The 14,297-nt window shown below is 76.0% G+C and carries 16 protein-coding genes; 9 read left to right on the plus strand and 7 right to left on the minus strand.

The features are described from left to right. The first annotated feature begins 25 nt into the window (after positions 1–25). From AC6JBM_RS03385 to AC6JBM_RS03395, 3 genes are read left to right on the plus strand one after another with little or no spacing between them, the layout of a single operon-like run. On the plus strand, positions 26–688 hold the full coding sequence (locus AC6JBM_RS03385; protein ID WP_497982143.1) for a response regulator transcription factor: 663 nt from the start codon (positions 26–28) through the stop codon (positions 686–688). Further along, positions 685–1,962: a sensor histidine kinase gene (locus tag AC6JBM_RS03390; protein WP_497982144.1), complete on the plus strand. Its 1,278-nt coding sequence runs from the start codon at positions 685–687 to the stop codon at positions 1,960–1,962. Before AC6JBM_RS03385 ends, AC6JBM_RS03390 begins: the two co-directional genes overlap by 4 nt. A 32-nt stretch (positions 1,963–1,994) precedes the next feature. After that, complete coding sequence (locus AC6JBM_RS03395) at positions 1,995–2,678, plus strand: GOLPH3/VPS74 family protein (protein WP_497982145.1); 684 nt, start codon at positions 1,995–1,997, stop codon at positions 2,676–2,678. A gap of 13 nt (positions 2,679–2,691) precedes the next feature. Here AC6JBM_RS03395 and AC6JBM_RS03400 read toward each other — a convergent pair whose 3' ends face one another. Genes AC6JBM_RS03400 through AC6JBM_RS03420 form a run of 5 tightly spaced genes read right to left on the minus strand, consistent with a single transcriptional unit; the run spans position 2,692 to position 5,086 of the window. Beyond that, positions 2,692–3,222 carry a phage tail protein gene (locus tag AC6JBM_RS03400; RefSeq protein ID WP_497982146.1) on the minus strand — a complete coding sequence of 177 codons (531 nt, stop codon included), beginning with the start codon at positions 3,220–3,222 and terminating at the stop codon, positions 2,692–2,694. A gap of 12 nt (positions 3,223–3,234) precedes the next feature. Then, positions 3,235–3,726: a phage tail protein gene (locus tag AC6JBM_RS03405; RefSeq protein WP_497982147.1), complete on the minus strand. Its 492-nt coding sequence runs from the start codon at positions 3,724–3,726 to the stop codon at positions 3,235–3,237. A gap of 9 nt (positions 3,727–3,735) precedes the next feature. After that, on the minus strand, positions 3,736–4,254 hold the full coding sequence (locus AC6JBM_RS03410; RefSeq protein WP_497982148.1) for a phage tail protein: 519 nt from the start codon (positions 4,252–4,254) through the stop codon (positions 3,736–3,738). After that, positions 4,251–4,721 (minus strand): GNAT family N-acetyltransferase, encoded by a 471-nt coding sequence (locus tag AC6JBM_RS03415; RefSeq protein ID WP_497982149.1) that lies wholly within the window; start codon positions 4,719–4,721, stop codon positions 4,251–4,253. Before AC6JBM_RS03415 ends, AC6JBM_RS03410 begins: the two co-directional genes overlap by 4 nt. Continuing rightward, complete coding sequence (locus AC6JBM_RS03420) at positions 4,718–5,086, minus strand: DUF6916 family protein (RefSeq protein ID WP_497982150.1); 369 nt, start codon at positions 5,084–5,086, stop codon at positions 4,718–4,720. The genes AC6JBM_RS03415 and AC6JBM_RS03420 overlap by 4 nt, the downstream gene beginning before the upstream one ends. Before the next feature lie 80 nt (positions 5,087–5,166). Here AC6JBM_RS03420 and AC6JBM_RS03425 point away from each other — a divergent pair, with 80 nt between their 5' ends. From AC6JBM_RS03425 to AC6JBM_RS03440, 4 genes are read left to right on the plus strand one after another with little or no spacing between them, the layout of a single operon-like run. After that, a complete protein-coding gene (locus AC6JBM_RS03425) occupies positions 5,167–9,276 on the plus strand; it encodes a fibronectin type III domain-containing protein (protein ID WP_497982151.1) in 4,110 nt (1,369 codons plus the stop codon). A gap of 53 nt (positions 9,277–9,329) precedes the next feature. After that, entirely contained in the window at positions 9,330–9,926 is a 597-nt protein-coding gene (locus tag AC6JBM_RS03430; protein WP_497982152.1) for a cytochrome P450 family protein, read from the plus strand. A gap of 2 nt (positions 9,927–9,928) precedes the next feature. Next, positions 9,929–10,060: a hypothetical protein gene (locus tag AC6JBM_RS03435; RefSeq protein ID WP_497982153.1), complete on the plus strand. Its 132-nt coding sequence runs from the start codon at positions 9,929–9,931 to the stop codon at positions 10,058–10,060. Between the two features lie 11 nt (positions 10,061–10,071). Then, entirely contained in the window at positions 10,072–10,944 is an 873-nt protein-coding gene (locus tag AC6JBM_RS03440) for an ion transporter (RefSeq protein WP_497982154.1), read from the plus strand. Here AC6JBM_RS03440 and AC6JBM_RS03445 read toward each other — a convergent pair. Both AC6JBM_RS03445 and AC6JBM_RS03450 read right to left on the minus strand, forming a co-directional pair. Beyond that, a complete protein-coding gene (locus AC6JBM_RS03445; protein ID WP_497982155.1) occupies positions 10,913–12,613 on the minus strand; it encodes a S8 family serine peptidase in 1,701 nt (566 codons plus the stop codon). The two genes, AC6JBM_RS03440 and AC6JBM_RS03445, sit on opposite strands and share 32 nt — an antisense overlap. 95 nt (positions 12,614–12,708) lie before the next feature. Next, positions 12,709–13,029 (minus strand): hypothetical protein, encoded by a 321-nt coding sequence (locus AC6JBM_RS03450; protein ID WP_497982156.1) that lies wholly within the window; start codon positions 13,027–13,029, stop codon positions 12,709–12,711. Positions 13,030–13,271: 242 nt separating this feature from the next. On the opposite strand from AC6JBM_RS03450, the gene AC6JBM_RS03455 reads away from it, so the two are divergent. Further along, on the plus strand, positions 13,272–13,988 hold the full coding sequence (locus AC6JBM_RS03455; protein WP_497982157.1) for a GNAT family N-acetyltransferase: 717 nt from the start codon (positions 13,272–13,274) through the stop codon (positions 13,986–13,988). Between the two features lie 156 nt (positions 13,989–14,144). Then, a complete protein-coding gene (locus AC6JBM_RS03460; protein WP_497982158.1) occupies positions 14,145–14,276 on the plus strand; it encodes a hypothetical protein in 132 nt (43 codons plus the stop codon). The last annotated feature ends 21 nt before the right edge of the window (positions 14,277–14,297 follow it).

Genomic DNA, 14,297 nt, shown 5'->3' on the forward strand with positions numbered 1-14,297 from the left:
GTGCCATTGTCATGGTGTGCGTGCCGTGGAACCCCCGCGGCTCCTGGTCGTCGAGGACGACGAGGAGCTCAGTGAGATGGTGACCGAGACGCTGGTCGACGAGGGTTACGTCGTCGACCGGGCGCACGACGGCCAGCACGGGCTCCACTTAGGCCTCACCCGGCCCTACGACGTCATGGTCATCGACCGGCTGCTGCCCGCGCTCGACGGACTCGACCTGGTCGCCCGGCTGCGCTCCCGCTCGGTGCCGGCCCGCGCGCTCATGCTCACGGCGCTCGGCACCGTCGGCGACCGGGTCGCCGGCCTCGACGCGGGCGCCGACGACTACCTGGTCAAGCCGTTCGACCTCGACGAGCTCAGCGCGCGCATCCGGGCCCTGGTCCGGCGCACGCCGGCGCCGGCCGGGTCGCTGGGGGTCGGCGGCGGCCGGCTCGACCTCGTGGCCCGCGACGCCGTGCTGCCCGACGGCACCCGGGTCGCCCTGTCCGCGCGCGAGTTCGAGCTGCTGCGCGTGCTGGCGTCGCGGGCCCGGGCCGTGCACTCGCGCGCGGAGCTGCGGCGGCTGGTCTTCGACGAGGCCGCGGCCGCGTCGATCGTCGACACCTACGTCTACTACCTGCGCCGCAAGCTCGGCCGCCCGGTGGTCCGCACGGTGCACGGGCTCGGCTACCGCCTGGGCACGCTGTGAACGCCGCGGAGGAGGTCCTCGTCAGCCGCGCGCGGCTGCGCCTCGGTCTCGGGGTCGGGCTGGCGATCACCGCGCTGCTGGCCCTGGCGGGCGGGATCTCCTACCTCGTGCTGGTCCGCGGCCAGGAGGCCCAGATCCGGCGGGAGCTCGCCTGGGGCGCGGCCAACGGCACCGTTCCCGGCCCGCCCGCCTGCAGCTGGGTCTTCTGGTACGAGCACGGCGCCTTCCTCGGCGCCAACACCCCGCCCCCGCCCGGCCTGCCGGTGCGCGCCGACGCCGAGCTGGCCGCCGCGACCGGCCGCCCCCGCGACTCCCGCCTGACCCGCGACGGCACCAGCTACTACGTGCACACCGAGCGCCGCGGCGACCGCGTCGTGCAGGTCGCCTTCGACGCCCGCTTCCAGCTCTCCGACCGCCGGCACCTGCTGTTCGCGTTCACCCTGGCGGCCCTGGCCGGCCTGCTGGCCGCGGTCCTCACCGGCGTGCTCGTCGGCCGGCACGCGGTCGCCCCGCTGGTCGACGCCCTGGCCCGGCAGCGCCGGTTCGTCGCCGACGCCAGCCACGAGCTGCGCACCCCGATCGCCCAGGTCCACACCCGCGCCCAGCTGCTGGCCCGCCGCGGCTCCGCCTCCCGTGACCTCGTGCGGCTGGTGGCCTCGACCCGCCGCCTCGGGGAGATCGTCGACGAGCTGCTGCTGTCGGCCCGCCTCGCCGCGGCCCCGGACGGCCTGCCCGCCGTGGAGCCGGTCGACCTCGCCGCCCTCGCGGCCGATGCGGTCGCGGCCGAGTCGGACCTGGCCGCCGAGCGCGGCCAGAGCATCACCGTCACGACCCCCGGCGACCCGCTGCTCGTCTCCGGCATCGAGTCCGCCCTGCGCCGGGTGCTGAGCGAGCTGCTGGCCAACGCCCTCGCCCACCTGCCGCCCGGCGGCCGCATCGCGGTGACCGTCCGTCGCGCCGGCGGTCACGGGAACCTCGCCGAGGTGACCGTCCGGGACACCGGCGCGGGCTTCGACCCGGCCGACGCCGAGCGCATCTTCGACCGGTTCCACCGCGGCCCCGGGGCGGGGGAGCGCCGCCACGGCCTCGGCCTGGCCCTGCTCCGCGAGGTCGTGACCGGCCACGGCGGCACCATCACCGCGTCCAGCGTCCCCGGCCGCGGGGCCTCCTTCACGGTGCGTCTGCCGATGCCTACGCTGGGTCGCCGAATCGCCCGCCCCCGCTGGCGTCGCCGGGGTGACCCGGCTCCCGCGGGTCGCGCGCCGGGGGCTTGACCCCTGGCGGGCACGCGCTAACGTCCCGAGGCATGGGTTCAGTAGCGTTGGCCGAGGAATTACTCCTGCTCGCCTACGACGACGAGTCGGGCCGGGCGACCGGTTCGACCATCGGCCTCGACCTGGGCATGGCCGCCGCCGTGCTGGTCGAGCTGGCGCTGGCGGGCCGGATCGCATACGTCGGCGGCACCCTGGCGGTGACCAACCCCGCGCCGACGGGCGAGGCGATCGCCGACGAGGTCCTGACCCGCGTCGCGGCCGACACCCCGCACTCCCCCGCCTCCTGGCTGCAGCGGCTCCGCCACGGCCTGCGCGACCGCGTGCTGAGCGACCTGTGCGCCCGCAACATCATCTGCGACGTCGACGAGACGACCGCCGACGGTTACATCCACCTGCACCGGTACCCGACGATCGACCCCTCGGTCGAGGCCGACGTGCGCGACCGTCTGAGCCTCGCCCTGATCGGCGACGACCAGCCCGACGAGCGCACCGCGGCCCTGGCGACCCTGGTCGCGGCCGTGCGCATGGAGCCGGCCCTGGGCCTGACCGGCGAGGACGTGCGGGCGGCGCACGCGCAGCTGGAGAAGATCTCCGACCACGCCGGCTTCACCGGGTCGGTGAGCATGGAGGAGTCCTCGATCCGCCCGTCGGTCGCCCTGGTGGTCGCGGTCCTGGTCAAGGCCATCCAGACCGCCCTGGGCACCGCCAAGGGCTGACCGCCCCGGTCACTCACGGGCGCGGCGGGAAGATGCCCTGCAGCGCGATGATGAACGTCAGGGTGAGGTACGGCGGCAGGTTCTCGTGCGGCTGCCCGCCGCCCGCCGGGGTCAGCGCCCCCGCCGCCATCGCCGTGCCGTCCGGGGCCGCCGCGTAGTTGTGGTCCAGCACGCGGCCCAGGTACGCCTGCGCCCAGGTCGCCCCGGCCGGGCTGTTGCGGTCGCCGCGCACCGCCGCCGCCTGGGCCGCGTGGGTGTGCTGGGGCAGCTCGCCCGCGGCCAGGGTCACGGTCGTGGTGCCGCCGGTGTCGCCCAGGTAGTACTGGGACAGCCCCGGGCCCTGCCCGAGCGAGATCGGCGTCGCGCCCTGCAGGTCCGGCAGGGCGAACGTCGTCGTGCCGTTGCCGCCGTAGGCGACGCCGAGCAGCGAGAACAGCGCGGGGTTCTGGGAGATCGGCACGAGCTGGCCGCTGCACAGCGCCCAGCCGACCGGCGCGAAGCTGCCCGCCCACATGCGGATCTCGCCGAGGAAAGGGTCCGACATCGAAACGCAGCCTCAGGGCCGGGACGGGAAGAGGCCCGTCAGCGCGATCACGAAGTTCAGGGTCAGGAAGGGCGGCATGTTCTCGTGGGCCGAGCCGCCACCGGCCTGTGCCACGCACGCGGTGTCCAGGGCCGAGTCCGCGGCCGGCGCGTAGCCGCCCGGCAGCGGCGCCCACACGTTGCTCGTGGGCGCGTTGCCGGTGCCCGCCGCGGCGGCCTGCGGTACGTGCGCGTGCACCGGCATCTGCGCGGACGTCAGCGTGACCGTCTCCACGCCGCCGGCCGAGCCGAGCGTGAAGGACTGCCCGGTGTGCACGGCCCGGCGGCCGCGCAGGTCCGGCAGGGCGAAGGTGCTCGTGCCGTTGCCGCCGTAGGCGGTGCCCAGCAGCGAGAACAGCGCCTGGTTCTGCGCGATCGTCAGCAGCTGCCCGTTGCACAGCGCCCAGTTCTTCGGCGCGAAGGGGAAGGAGCAGAGGCGGATCTCGCCGAGAAACTGCTCGGTCATGCGGCGCTCCTAGGTCGGTGACGGGTAGATGCCGTTGAGCGCGATGATGTACCGGATCGTCAGGTACGGCGCGCGGTTCTCGTGCGGCTGCCCGCCGCCGGCGGTCGTGAGCGCGGCGCCGTGCATCGGCACCCGGCTCGCCGGGGCGGCCGCGTAGGGCGTGTCCGGCATGGTGGCCCAGACCGCGCCCGCGGGGCTGTCGGCGGTGCCGCTCGCGGAGGCCGCGACGGGCTGGTGACCGTGCGCGGGCAGGTTGGCGACGGTGAGCGTGACCGCCTCCGCCCCGCCGGCCTGGCCGGGGACGCGCGGGCTGAGCCCCGGCCCGGTGCCCTGGTGGATCGGGGCGCGCCCGCGCAGGTCGGGCAGCGCGAACGTGCTCTGCCCGTCGCCGCCGAAGGTGGTCCCGATGAGGTTGAACAGCAGCTCGTAGTCGGCGATGGCGAGCAGCTGCCCGGCGCACTCCAGCCAGCCACTGGGGGCGTAGCTGCCCGCGAACATGCGGATCTCGCCCACGAACATGTCGCTCATGCGGCCCACCGCAGCGCGAGTCGCGGCCCGCCGTCGGCGGCGGCAGCACAGAAGCCGAGGCGCTCGTACAGCCGCCGGGCCGGGTTCTCGGGCACCACCCGCAGCTCGATCGGCCGGTCGAGCGCGGCCGCCTCGGCCTGCAGCCCGCGCAGCAGCGCCGTGCCGATGCCGGTGCCCCGCGCGCCGGCCAGCAGCGCGACGTCGAGCACGGTGAACGCCGCCGGGCCCCGGTCGACGTACAGCCGCCCGACCGGCTCCCCGGCGGCCTCGACGACGCCGTCGACGGCCCGGGGCCAGGCCGAGCGGAAGTGCCGGCGCTGCGCGTCGAACTGCATGGCCAGGAACGCGGCGGTCCGCGCGGGCTCCCAGCCGAACGCGGCGACCTCCTCGGCCCGGCTCGCCGCGTAGACCCCGAGCAGGAACGGGGCGTCCGCGTCCGTGGCCGGCCGCACCGCGATCGGGCTCATGCGGCCTCGCGGTTCACGACCGCCTCGAGCAGGCCCGGCCCGGGACCGACGGGCGCGACGAAGAGGTCCACGGGCGCCAGATCCGGATGGTGTACCCGATACAGCCCGTCGCCCACGGCGGCACCCGCGGCGAAGCGCAGCGCGAAGGACCGCTCGGTCCCGGGCGCGCTCGCGAGCGTCACGGCGTGCCGCGCGCCCGAGCCGTCGAGCGCCTCGAGCTCGAACGCGGCCCCGGCCAGCGGCGCGAACCGGGAGCGGCTCAGCGGCGGCAGCGTCGCCCGGGCCACGAGCGCGATCCCGGCGACCGCGCCGGCCCCGGCGACCGCACCGGCTCCGGCCATGAGCGCCTCTCGGCGGGACACCATCGCACACCCCCACAGGAATTCAACTACCTAGCGTGCGCAGACTAACACCACAAGTGACCGAATCGGCTAGATTCTTGACCATGAGGACCAGGGTGGAGCAGCTGGGCCGGGCCGGTGTCGCGGTCCTGCTCGCCGCCGTCGCCGGCATCGCGTTCGCCCGTCCGGCCCACGCCGCCACACACAGCGTGACGACCACGCAGGACGCCGACGACCTCGGCGCCTGCGCGAATCCGGCGATCACGACCGGCACCGGCGCCGACGGCCAGCTGTCGCTGCGCGAGGCGGTCTGCCGGGCCCGCAACGCCGGCACGGGCACCGTCGCGGTCCCCGCCGGCACCTACACGCTCAGCCTCGGCGCCCTCGTCGTCGCCGGCGGCGCGGGCCCGGTGCAGCTGACCGTGACCGGCGCCGGCCCCGGATCGACCGTGGTGGACGGCGGCGCGGCCGACCGCGTGTTCAACCTCGACCCGGGCGAGGCCGGTGCCGTCGACGTCACGCTGTCGGGCCTCACGATCCGCAACGGCCGCGGGGCCGACGGCGTGGGCGGCGGCGGCATCCTCGCGGGCGCGCCCGCCGCGGCCACCCCCGACTCGCTGACCCTCTCCGACTGCCGCGTCACCGGCAACGTCAACGACGCGTCGGCGAGCCGCACGAACGCCCCCGGCGGCGGCGTCGCCATGGCCGGCGGCAGCCTCTCGGTGTCGAACTGCACGTTCAGCGGCAACACCTCCGGCAGCAGCCCCGGCGGCGGCGTGTACTTCTCCGCCCAGCACGCCACCGACACCCTCACGATCGACGGCAGCACCTTCCGCGCCAACACGATGGCGAACACCAGCGCGTCCGGCCCGGGCGCGACCCCCAGCGGCGGCGCCGCGCTGGCCGTGCGCGCCGACGTCGCGGGCGGCTCGATGACGGTCACCGACACGACGTTCGACGCCAACAGCGCCACCGGCACCGGCAGCGGCGCCGACGCCCGCGGGGGAGCGGTCTACGTCCAGTCGGGCACCCCGGCGTTCACCCGCACCGTGTTCACCGCCAACACCGCGTCCGGCACCGGCGGCGCCCAGGGCCTCGGCGGCGCGCTGTACGTGGCCGGGAGCGCGAGCGTCACCTACAGCCGGATCACGGGCAACACGCCCGGCCTGTACCACGCGGGCGGCACGCTCACCGCGACGCGCGACTGGTGGGGCTGCAACGCCGGGGCCGGCGGCGGCGCGGGCTGCGACGCCGTGGTCAACGCGGCGGGCACGCTGACCGCGTCACCCGTGCTGCGGCTGGGCGTCGCGGTGGTGCCGGCGTCGATCCTCACCGGCGCCACGGCGACGGCGACGGCGGGCTTCCTCACCGACTCGGCGTCGGCGAGCGTGCCCGCCGGCCAGCTCGGCGCGCTCACCGGGGCCGCGGTGACCTGGTCCGCGACGGGCGGGACGCTCTCGGCCCAGCAGGCCGCGATCCAGCCCGGCACGGGCACCGCCACGGCCACGTTCACCGGCACGGCCAACGGCGCCGGCTCGGTGCAGGCCACCGTGGACGGCCAGGCGCAGTCCGGCGCGGTCGCGGTCCGCACGTCGCCGGCCGCCCCGGCCGCGGCGGCCGGGACGGTCACCGGCCCAGGCGTCGTCTCGGTGACGTGGACCGCCCCGCCCGGCGGCGCCGACTCCTACCGGGTGTACGCGTCCGACGGCTCCACCGTGGACTGCCCCGCGTCGCCGTGCGCGGTTTCGGGGCTGACGCCGGGGTCGCAGTACACCTTCGCCGTCTCCGCCTTCGCCGCCGGGCTCGAGGGCGCCAAGTCGTCGGCGTCCGGCCCGGTGACCGCGCTCGACGTGCCGGCCGCGCCCGGGGCGCCCACCGCGGCCGTGGCCGGGGACCGCTCGATGAGCCTGACGTGGACCGCCCCCGCCCCGCCGGTCACCGGCTACCAGGTCGAGGTGTCCGGCGACGGCGGCGCGTTCGCGGCGGTCTCCACCGGGGACTGCGCCGCGCCCGCGACGACGTCGTGCACGGTCTCGGGCCTCACCGGCGGCGGCTCCTACCGGTTCCGGGTCTCGGCCGGCAACGCCGCCGGCCTCGGCCCGGCGTCGGCGCCGTCGGCCGCCGTCACCGCCGTGGCCGCGCCGGACGCGCCCGCCATCGGCGCCGTGACGGTCACGGGCCCGGGCACGGTGTCGGTGGCGTGGACCGCCCCGCCCGGCGGCGCCGACTCGTACCGCGTGCACGCTTCCGATGGGTCCACAGTGGACTGCTCCGCCTCCCCGTGCACCGTCTCCGGGCTGAGCGCGGGCTCGCAGTACACGTTCGCCGTCTCGGCGCTGCGCGCGGGGGTCGAGGGCGCCCGCTCGGCGCCGTCGTCCGCGGTCACGGCGCTCGACCCGCCCGCGGCCCCCGGCCCGCCGAGCGCGGTCGTGGGCGGCGACGCGGTGCTGGACCTGACGTGGACCGCGCCCGCGGCGCCGGTCACCGCCTACCGGGTCGAGGTCTCGGCCGGCGGCGGCGCCTACAGCACGGTGTCCACCGGGGACTGCGCCGCGCCCGCCACCGCGTCGTGCTCGATCCCGGGCCTGACCGCGGGCGTCTCCTACCGCTTCCGGGTCACCGGCCGCAACGACGCCGGATTCGGCAGCGCCTCGGCGCCGTCGGCCGCCGTGGTCGCCGTCGCCGTGCCGGGCGCCCCGGGCACGCCGGTCGCGACGGTGAGCGGCGACCGGGCCCTGAGCCTGACGTGGACCGCGCCCGCCCCGCCGGTGACCGGCTACGGCGTCGAGATGTCCGAGGACGGCGGCGCGTTCGCGGCGGTGTCCACCGGGGACTGCGCCGCCCCCGCCGGGCTGTCGTGCACCGTCTCGGGCCTGACCGCGGGGTCGTCGTACCGCTTCCGGGTGAGCGCCCGCAACCAGGCCGGCGGCGGCGTCGCGTCCGCGGCCTCGGCCGCGGCCGTCGCCGTGGCGGCGCCGGGCGCCCCGGCGATCGGCCCGGTCACCGTCAACGGCTCCGGCACCGTCTCGGTCAGCTGGACCGGGCCGGGCGGGACCGTCGACGGCTACCGGGTGCACGTCTCCGGCGGGTCCACGGTGGACTGTGCCGCGTCGCCGTGCACGGTCCCGGGGCTGAGCGCCGGGGTGGAGTACACCTTCTCGGTCTCCGCGCTGCGCGGTGGCGTCGAGGGCACCCGGTCCTCCGCGTCGAGCCCGATCACCGCCCTGGCCGCCGCGACCCCGCCGGCGATCCAGAGCGCGGCCCCGGCCGACCGCGGGGCCGTGATCACGTGGAGCCCGCCGGCCTCGGCCGCGGGCATCACGGGCTACACGGCCACCGCCCAGCCCGGCGGCGCGAGCTGCGACGCGACGGCGGCCACGTGCTCGATCACCGGCCTCACCAACGGCACCCGGTACACGATCACCGTGGTCGCGCACTCCCCGGCCGGCGACTCCGCGCCCAGCGCCCCGGCGACGACGACCCCGGGCGTGGCCCCGGGCGCCCCGGCGGGCGTGACCGCGGTGGCGGGCATCGCCTCGATCACCGTCTCGTGGACGGCGGGCACCCCCGGCTCGGGCATCGCCGGCTACATCGCGACCGCCACGCCGGGCCCGGCCACGTGCGAGACGAGCAGCGCCACGGACACGAGCTGCGTGCTCGGGGCCGAGGGCGGCAAGTCGTACACCGTCACGGTCGTGGCCAAGGGCGCGCACGGCGGCGACTCGGCCGCGAGCCCGCCCTCGGCGGCGGTCGCGCCGACGACCCCCACCCCGCCCGCGACCGTGCCCGACACCCCGCTGACGCTGGTGACGGACCAGGGCCCGACCGGCACCGTCCCGCCCGGCAAGCGCATCGTGATCACAGGGAGGGGCTTCGCCCCCTACTCGACCGTGACGGTGACGGTGTACTCCAGCCCGACGGTCCTGACCACGGTGACCGCGGACGCGAACGGCGACTTCTCGGTCCCGGTGACGGTGCCGGCGGACCTGCCCGCGGGGGAGCACGCCTTCGTGGCCCTGGGCACCGGCCCGGACGGCGCCGCGCACACCCTGAAACTGGCGCTGACCGTCCAGCCCGCGGCCGTCACGACACCGGCACCGGCCCCGGCGACGGGCACGCTGCCGGTGACGGGCGTCGCGCTGAGCCTGATGCTGCTGACCGGGCTCGGGCTGGTGCTGACCGGCGCGACCGTGCGGCTGCTCGCCCGGCGCTGAGGCCGCGAGCGGGTATACGGTGGGCCATCGACATACGCAGACCCGGCGACCCCGTGCGCGTCGCCACCGACGACGGCCCGGCCTGGCTGCTGCGCCGCCGCCGCGACGTGGTCGCCGCGCTGGCCGACCCGCGGCTGTCGCCCTGCCCCCGCCACGCGGCGGGCGCCGACTACCGCGGCTACGACCTGCCGCCGGCGTTCCGGGAGACCATCATCAGCGCCGAGCCGGACGACCACCGCCGGCTGCGGCGCCTGGTGAGCCCGCTGATGGACCGCGCGGCCGCGCACCGCTCGCGGCCGCGCTTGCGCCGGGCGGCCGAGCAGGCGCTCCTGGCCGCGGGGGAGCGCTTCGACCTGGTCCAGGACTTCGCCGGCCCGTACGTCGCCGCGGCCACGGCGGACTGGCTGGGCCTGCCGCGAGCCCAGCGCGAGGCGTACACGGCCTGGGCGAACCGGGTCGTGGGCCCGGGCTCGGCAACCGTGCGGGCCCGCGACACCCTGCTTCGCCACCGAGGACGTCCGGCTCGCGGACGCCACGATCGAGGCGGGCCAGACGGTTCTGCTGTCGCTGGCCGCCGCCGGCCGGGAGGGCGGCCCGCACCGCTGCCCGGGCGAGCCGATCGCCGCGGCCCTGATCCGCGAGGCCCCTGACGGTGCTGGACGGCCGGGTACAGATCCCCGAGCAGGCCGTCGAGTGGCGCTCGGGCCTGCGCACGCACGGGCCCCGCGGCGTGCGGGCCCGCCGGGCGGAGGGCACGGACCCGGGCGGCACCGGCACTGTGTAGGCTGCCGCCCCGTGGAAAACAGTCCGGCGGTGCGGGTCGCGGCCGTGTGCCGCGGGATCGTCGCCGCGCCGTGGTTCAACGCCGCGTCGTTCGTCGTGATCGTGCTCAATGCGGCCACGCTGGGCCTGGAGACCTACCACGGCGTCGTCGACGAGGCCGGACCGGCGTTTCACACGCTGGAGTACGTCTTCCTCGGCTGCTTCTCGGTCGAGCTGCTGATCCGCTTCGCCGCGAACGTGAGGGGCTTCGCGCGCGACGGGTGGAACCTGTTCGACCTCGCGATCATCGTCGCGCCGCTGATCCCGGGCGTGCGCGAGAACGTGACGCTGCTGCGGCTGCTGCGCCTGGCCCGGATCGTGCGCGCGTTCCGGCTCTTCCCGAGCCTGCGGGTGATCCTCGTCGGCATCCGCCGGAGCCTGCCGGGGCTGGGCAGCTTCCTGCTCATCACGCTGCTCGTGCTCTACGGCTACGCCATGGTCGGCTGGATGCTCTTCGGCACCGCGTACCCGGAGCAGTACGGCACCGTCGGGCAGGCCATGCTGTCGCTGTTCCTGCTGCTGTCCCTGGACGGCATCACCGACACGCTGCGGGCCGGGCGGGAGGTCACCGAGTGGGGCGTCCTGTACTACCTGTCGTACATGATCACCGCGTCGTACCTGCTCACCAACCTGCTCGTCGGCGTGGTCCTCAACGCGCTGCAGGAGGCGCACGAGTCGGAGAAGCAGCCGCCGCCCCCGGTGAACAAGGGCATCGAGGAGCGGCTGGCGGCCCTGCGCGCGGCCCTGGAGGACCTCGAGCGCGAGTACCGGGCGCCGGAGCCGCCCCGCGAGGAGACGGCCCCGGCTCCAGTGCTTAGTGGTGCTCCCACCAGGCGTGGGCGGTGACCGCGGCGTAGGCGTCGACGATGCCGTGGCCGTAGAAACCGTTGAACTGCTTGCTGCCCTCGCAGGTCGCGTCGAACTCGGCCGAGCGGCCGACGTTGACGTACGACACCGTGCGCGGCTCGGGGCACGCGTGCTCCGCGGCCGTGCTGAGCAGCAGGTACTCCACCTTCCAGGGCTCCAGGCCGAAGCCGTTACGGCCCTGCTTGCTGCCGTGCGCGCTGACGATCAGCGCCGCGACGCCGGCGGCGTGCGGCGAGGCCATCGAGGTGCCCTGCAGGTAGGTGTAGTACCCGCACTGCCCGGCCGCGTTGCACTGCTTGAAGACGGAGTCGGCGAACTCGGGCAGGACGTTGCCGTCCGCGTCGACCGAGCCCTCCTCCTGCAGCACCTTCTTCGGGTACGTGGACAGGATCTCGTTGCCCACGGTCCGATAGGTGTCGGTGCCCAGGCCGTCACGGAAGTAGCCGCCCGGTGCCGAGACGGCGGTCCGCTCCACCCCGTAGTCGGAGTAGTCGGCCTTGTTCAGCGACGGGCCGAGCGAGGACACGCTGATGACGAAGGGGCCCTCCGTCGGCAGGTCCCAGCACGAGCTGTTCTGGATCGGCCGGTCGTAGGCCGAGTCCGCCGGGTAGTCGGGGCTGGAGATGTCCGTGCGCGGCTTGCCCTTGTCCTCGTGGTTGTTGCCCAGCGCGCTGATCAGGGTCACGCCCTTGGTGTGCGCGTAGGTGAGGGCTCGGAACATCGCCTTGATGATCGTGCGCTGCTCCGCCTGCGCGGCCGGGGAGTCGGCCGGGTTGGCGACGCAGTTGTACGCCCACGGGTCGACGTAGAACGACATGTTCACCACGTCGATGCCGTTGTTGGCCGCGTGCACGAGCGCGTTGACGACCGGCTCCAGGAAGAAGTACCCGGAGTCCTGGCCGCCCTTGAGCTCGACCAGCGACACGTTCGGCGCGACACCGGAGACGCCGATGCCGTTGGCCGCCGCGCCGATCGTGCCGGCGACGTGCGTGCCGTGGCCGCCGTCGTCGGTGCCGACCGGGTCGAGGCAGCTCGCGACCTCGCACGGCCCGTCGATGTCGGGCATGTCCTTCGCGAAGTTCTTCGACAGCGCCCAGTTGAAGTTCGGGGCGATGTCGGGGTTGGACGCGTCCACGCCGGTGTCGAGGATGCCGACGGTCACGCGCTTGTCGCCCGCGTTGACCTTCCGCGCCTTGTCCGACCGGACGGTCGTGAGGCCCCACAGCTTGTCGTCCAGCGGGTCCATCCCGGCCGTGGCCGGCTTGTTGCCGCCGCCCCGCTTCGCGGCCGCCTGCTGGGCCTCGCGCTCGACGTCGCCCGCCTGCTCCTTCTTCGGAGCGTGGCCGATCACGGTCTTGCGCGTCGCCCCGACGAGCGCGGCCGCGTTCGCGGCCTTCTCGACGAAGCCGTTCTGCGGCGCGAGGACCGTGAACATCCCCACGTCGCTGGTGCCGCCGGTCACCTTGCCGCCGGCCTTGACGATGGCGGCGGTGGCGTCGGCCGTGGAGACGTTGTCCGCGGCCACGACCGTGTACTCGGTCGTGGCCCCGGCCTCGGCGTTGGCGGGGGCCGGCACCAGGCCCGCCGCCGTCAGCGTCAGCGTCGCGGTGAGCACCGCGGCGCCGGTGAGCTTCCTTCTGTATCCCACATAACCTCCCTGGTCGAGGGAATGGGGACCATGGAACCGGAGACCCACCCGCCGACGGAACCCTCGCTGCCCGATTCCGCGAATGCGAGGGTGAATTACAGGTAGGCGATCGCGGTGCCGACGATCTCGGTGTTGAGCGGGCACCGGGCGATCGACGTGTCGCGGCCCGGGCCGTAGACGAGCGACCCGTTGGCGTAGATGTCGCGCCCGGTGCCCAGGCGCTCGCAGGTCAGCCGCAGGTACCAGCGCTCGGCGAGCGTCGTGGTGCACGTCGCCGACATCTGGTCGAGGGACAGGTTGGAGCCGTAGACGCAGCCGGTGACGGCGGCCGCGGCCGGCTGGGCGTCGAGCGCGACGGCGGCGGCCCCGGCCAGGAGCGCGGCCGCTGCGATGGTGCGGATCCGGCGGAGATCCATTCGTCCTCCTCGAGCCCCGCATCCGCGCCGCGCGCCGCCGCCTCCAGCGCGCCCCGGCCGGCACGGTCGCGATCGTCGCCTCCCGCCGGCCCCTCGCGACCCGGCCGGCCTGGGGCGGCGACCCGGTCGCCCTCGTCGAGCTCGCCCCGTGGCCGCCGGAGGCGATCCGCGCGCTGGTCGCCGACGATCTCGCCGTCCGGCTCGCCGGGGGCATCCCGCTGCTCGCCCGGGCCGTCGCCGGGGTGCTGCCGGCCGGCGCCGACCGCGCGCCCGGCCCCCTCGCCGCCGCGCCCGTGCTGCTGCACCGCCTGCGCGGCGAGGCGCCCGACCTGGACGCCGAGGGCCTGTCGGTGCTCGCCACCGTCGACGGCGCCGACGAGGAGCTGCTCGCCGCGCTGGCCGGCACCTCGACCCGCGGCTTTCGACACGCTCGCCCGGCTCAGCGTGGTCCGCGCCGACGCCCACGGCCTCGCCGTCGTGGAGCCCTTCCGGTTCGTGTTCGACTGGGCGTACCGCTGGCGCAGACCGGGACCGGCGACGCCGGCTGGCGGCCAGGGCGGTCGCTCGCCGCCACGGCCGGGTCGCGCGCGCCGGCGACGCGAGGCTGCGGGCCCGGCTCGCGCGCCGACCTCTTCGCCGAGCCGCCCGGCCCGATGCGCGTGCGGCCCGGCACCGCCGCCGACGCCGGCGCCATGGGCCGCCTGACCCGCCAGCGGGCCGCGACCGAGGGCCTGGACGACCGCGGCGCCGACCGGATGCTCCAGCGCTGGCTCGACGGCGCCGAGCACGGCTTCCACATGCTCGTCGACGGCGAGGACCGCCCCGTCGGCATGGTCAACCTCACCCCGTTCGGCGCCGGCCCCGCCCCGGTGCTCGAACCCCTGCTCCAGCAGCACGCCGAGGCCGCCGGGCGCGCCAACGCCGTCTACGCCCGCGGCTTCCGCTGCCCGCGTGGCTGACCGGCCTGCAGGCCCCGCCCGAGCCGGAGCCGGACCTCGCCGCCGTGCGCTCGGGCCTGGAGCGCCTCCGGGCGGGCCGGCCGGCACCCGGAGCTGACCGCCGCGATCCTGGCGCTGGCCGCCTCGGCCTCGCCGACGCACCGCGAGGCGGCGGCGGTGCTGCACGAGTACTACCTGCGCGGCACGGGCGGCCACGACCTGGTGGCGCATCGCCTGCACCTGAGCCGGGCGACGTACTTCCGCCGCCTGCGCCAGGGCCTCGAACGCATCGCCGACCTGCTGCGCTAGGGGATTCGCCCTACGTGATCA

Source organism: Dactylosporangium thailandense, from assembly GCF_059739745.1.

What these genes read in the sequence shown, in the direction of transcription:
- AC6JBM_RS03415 (WP_497982149.1), bottom strand. Translation starts at nt 4,721, where the DNA reads ATGAGCCCGATCGCGGTGCGGCCGGCCACGGACGCGGACGCCCCGTTC.
- AC6JBM_RS03420 (WP_497982150.1), bottom strand. Translation starts at nt 5,086, where the DNA reads ATGGTGTCCCGCCGAGAGGCGCTCATGGCCGGAGCCGGTGCGGTCGCC.
- AC6JBM_RS03410 (WP_497982148.1), bottom strand. Translation starts at nt 4,254, where the DNA reads ATGAGCGACATGTTCGTGGGCGAGATCCGCATGTTCGCGGGCAGCTAC.
- AC6JBM_RS03450 (WP_497982156.1), bottom strand. Translation starts at nt 13,029, where the DNA reads ATGGATCTCCGCCGGATCCGCACCATCGCAGCGGCCGCGCTCCTGGCC.
- AC6JBM_RS03400 (WP_497982146.1), bottom strand. Translation starts at nt 3,222, where the DNA reads ATGTCGGACCCTTTCCTCGGCGAGATCCGCATGTGGGCGGGCAGCTTC.
- AC6JBM_RS03425 (WP_497982151.1), top strand. Translation starts at nt 5,167, where the DNA reads ATGAGGACCAGGGTGGAGCAGCTGGGCCGGGCCGGTGTCGCGGTCCTG.
- AC6JBM_RS03405 (WP_497982147.1), bottom strand. Translation starts at nt 3,726, where the DNA reads ATGACCGAGCAGTTTCTCGGCGAGATCCGCCTCTGCTCCTTCCCCTTC.
- AC6JBM_RS03395 (WP_497982145.1), top strand. Translation starts at nt 1,995, where the DNA reads ATGGGTTCAGTAGCGTTGGCCGAGGAATTACTCCTGCTCGCCTACGAC.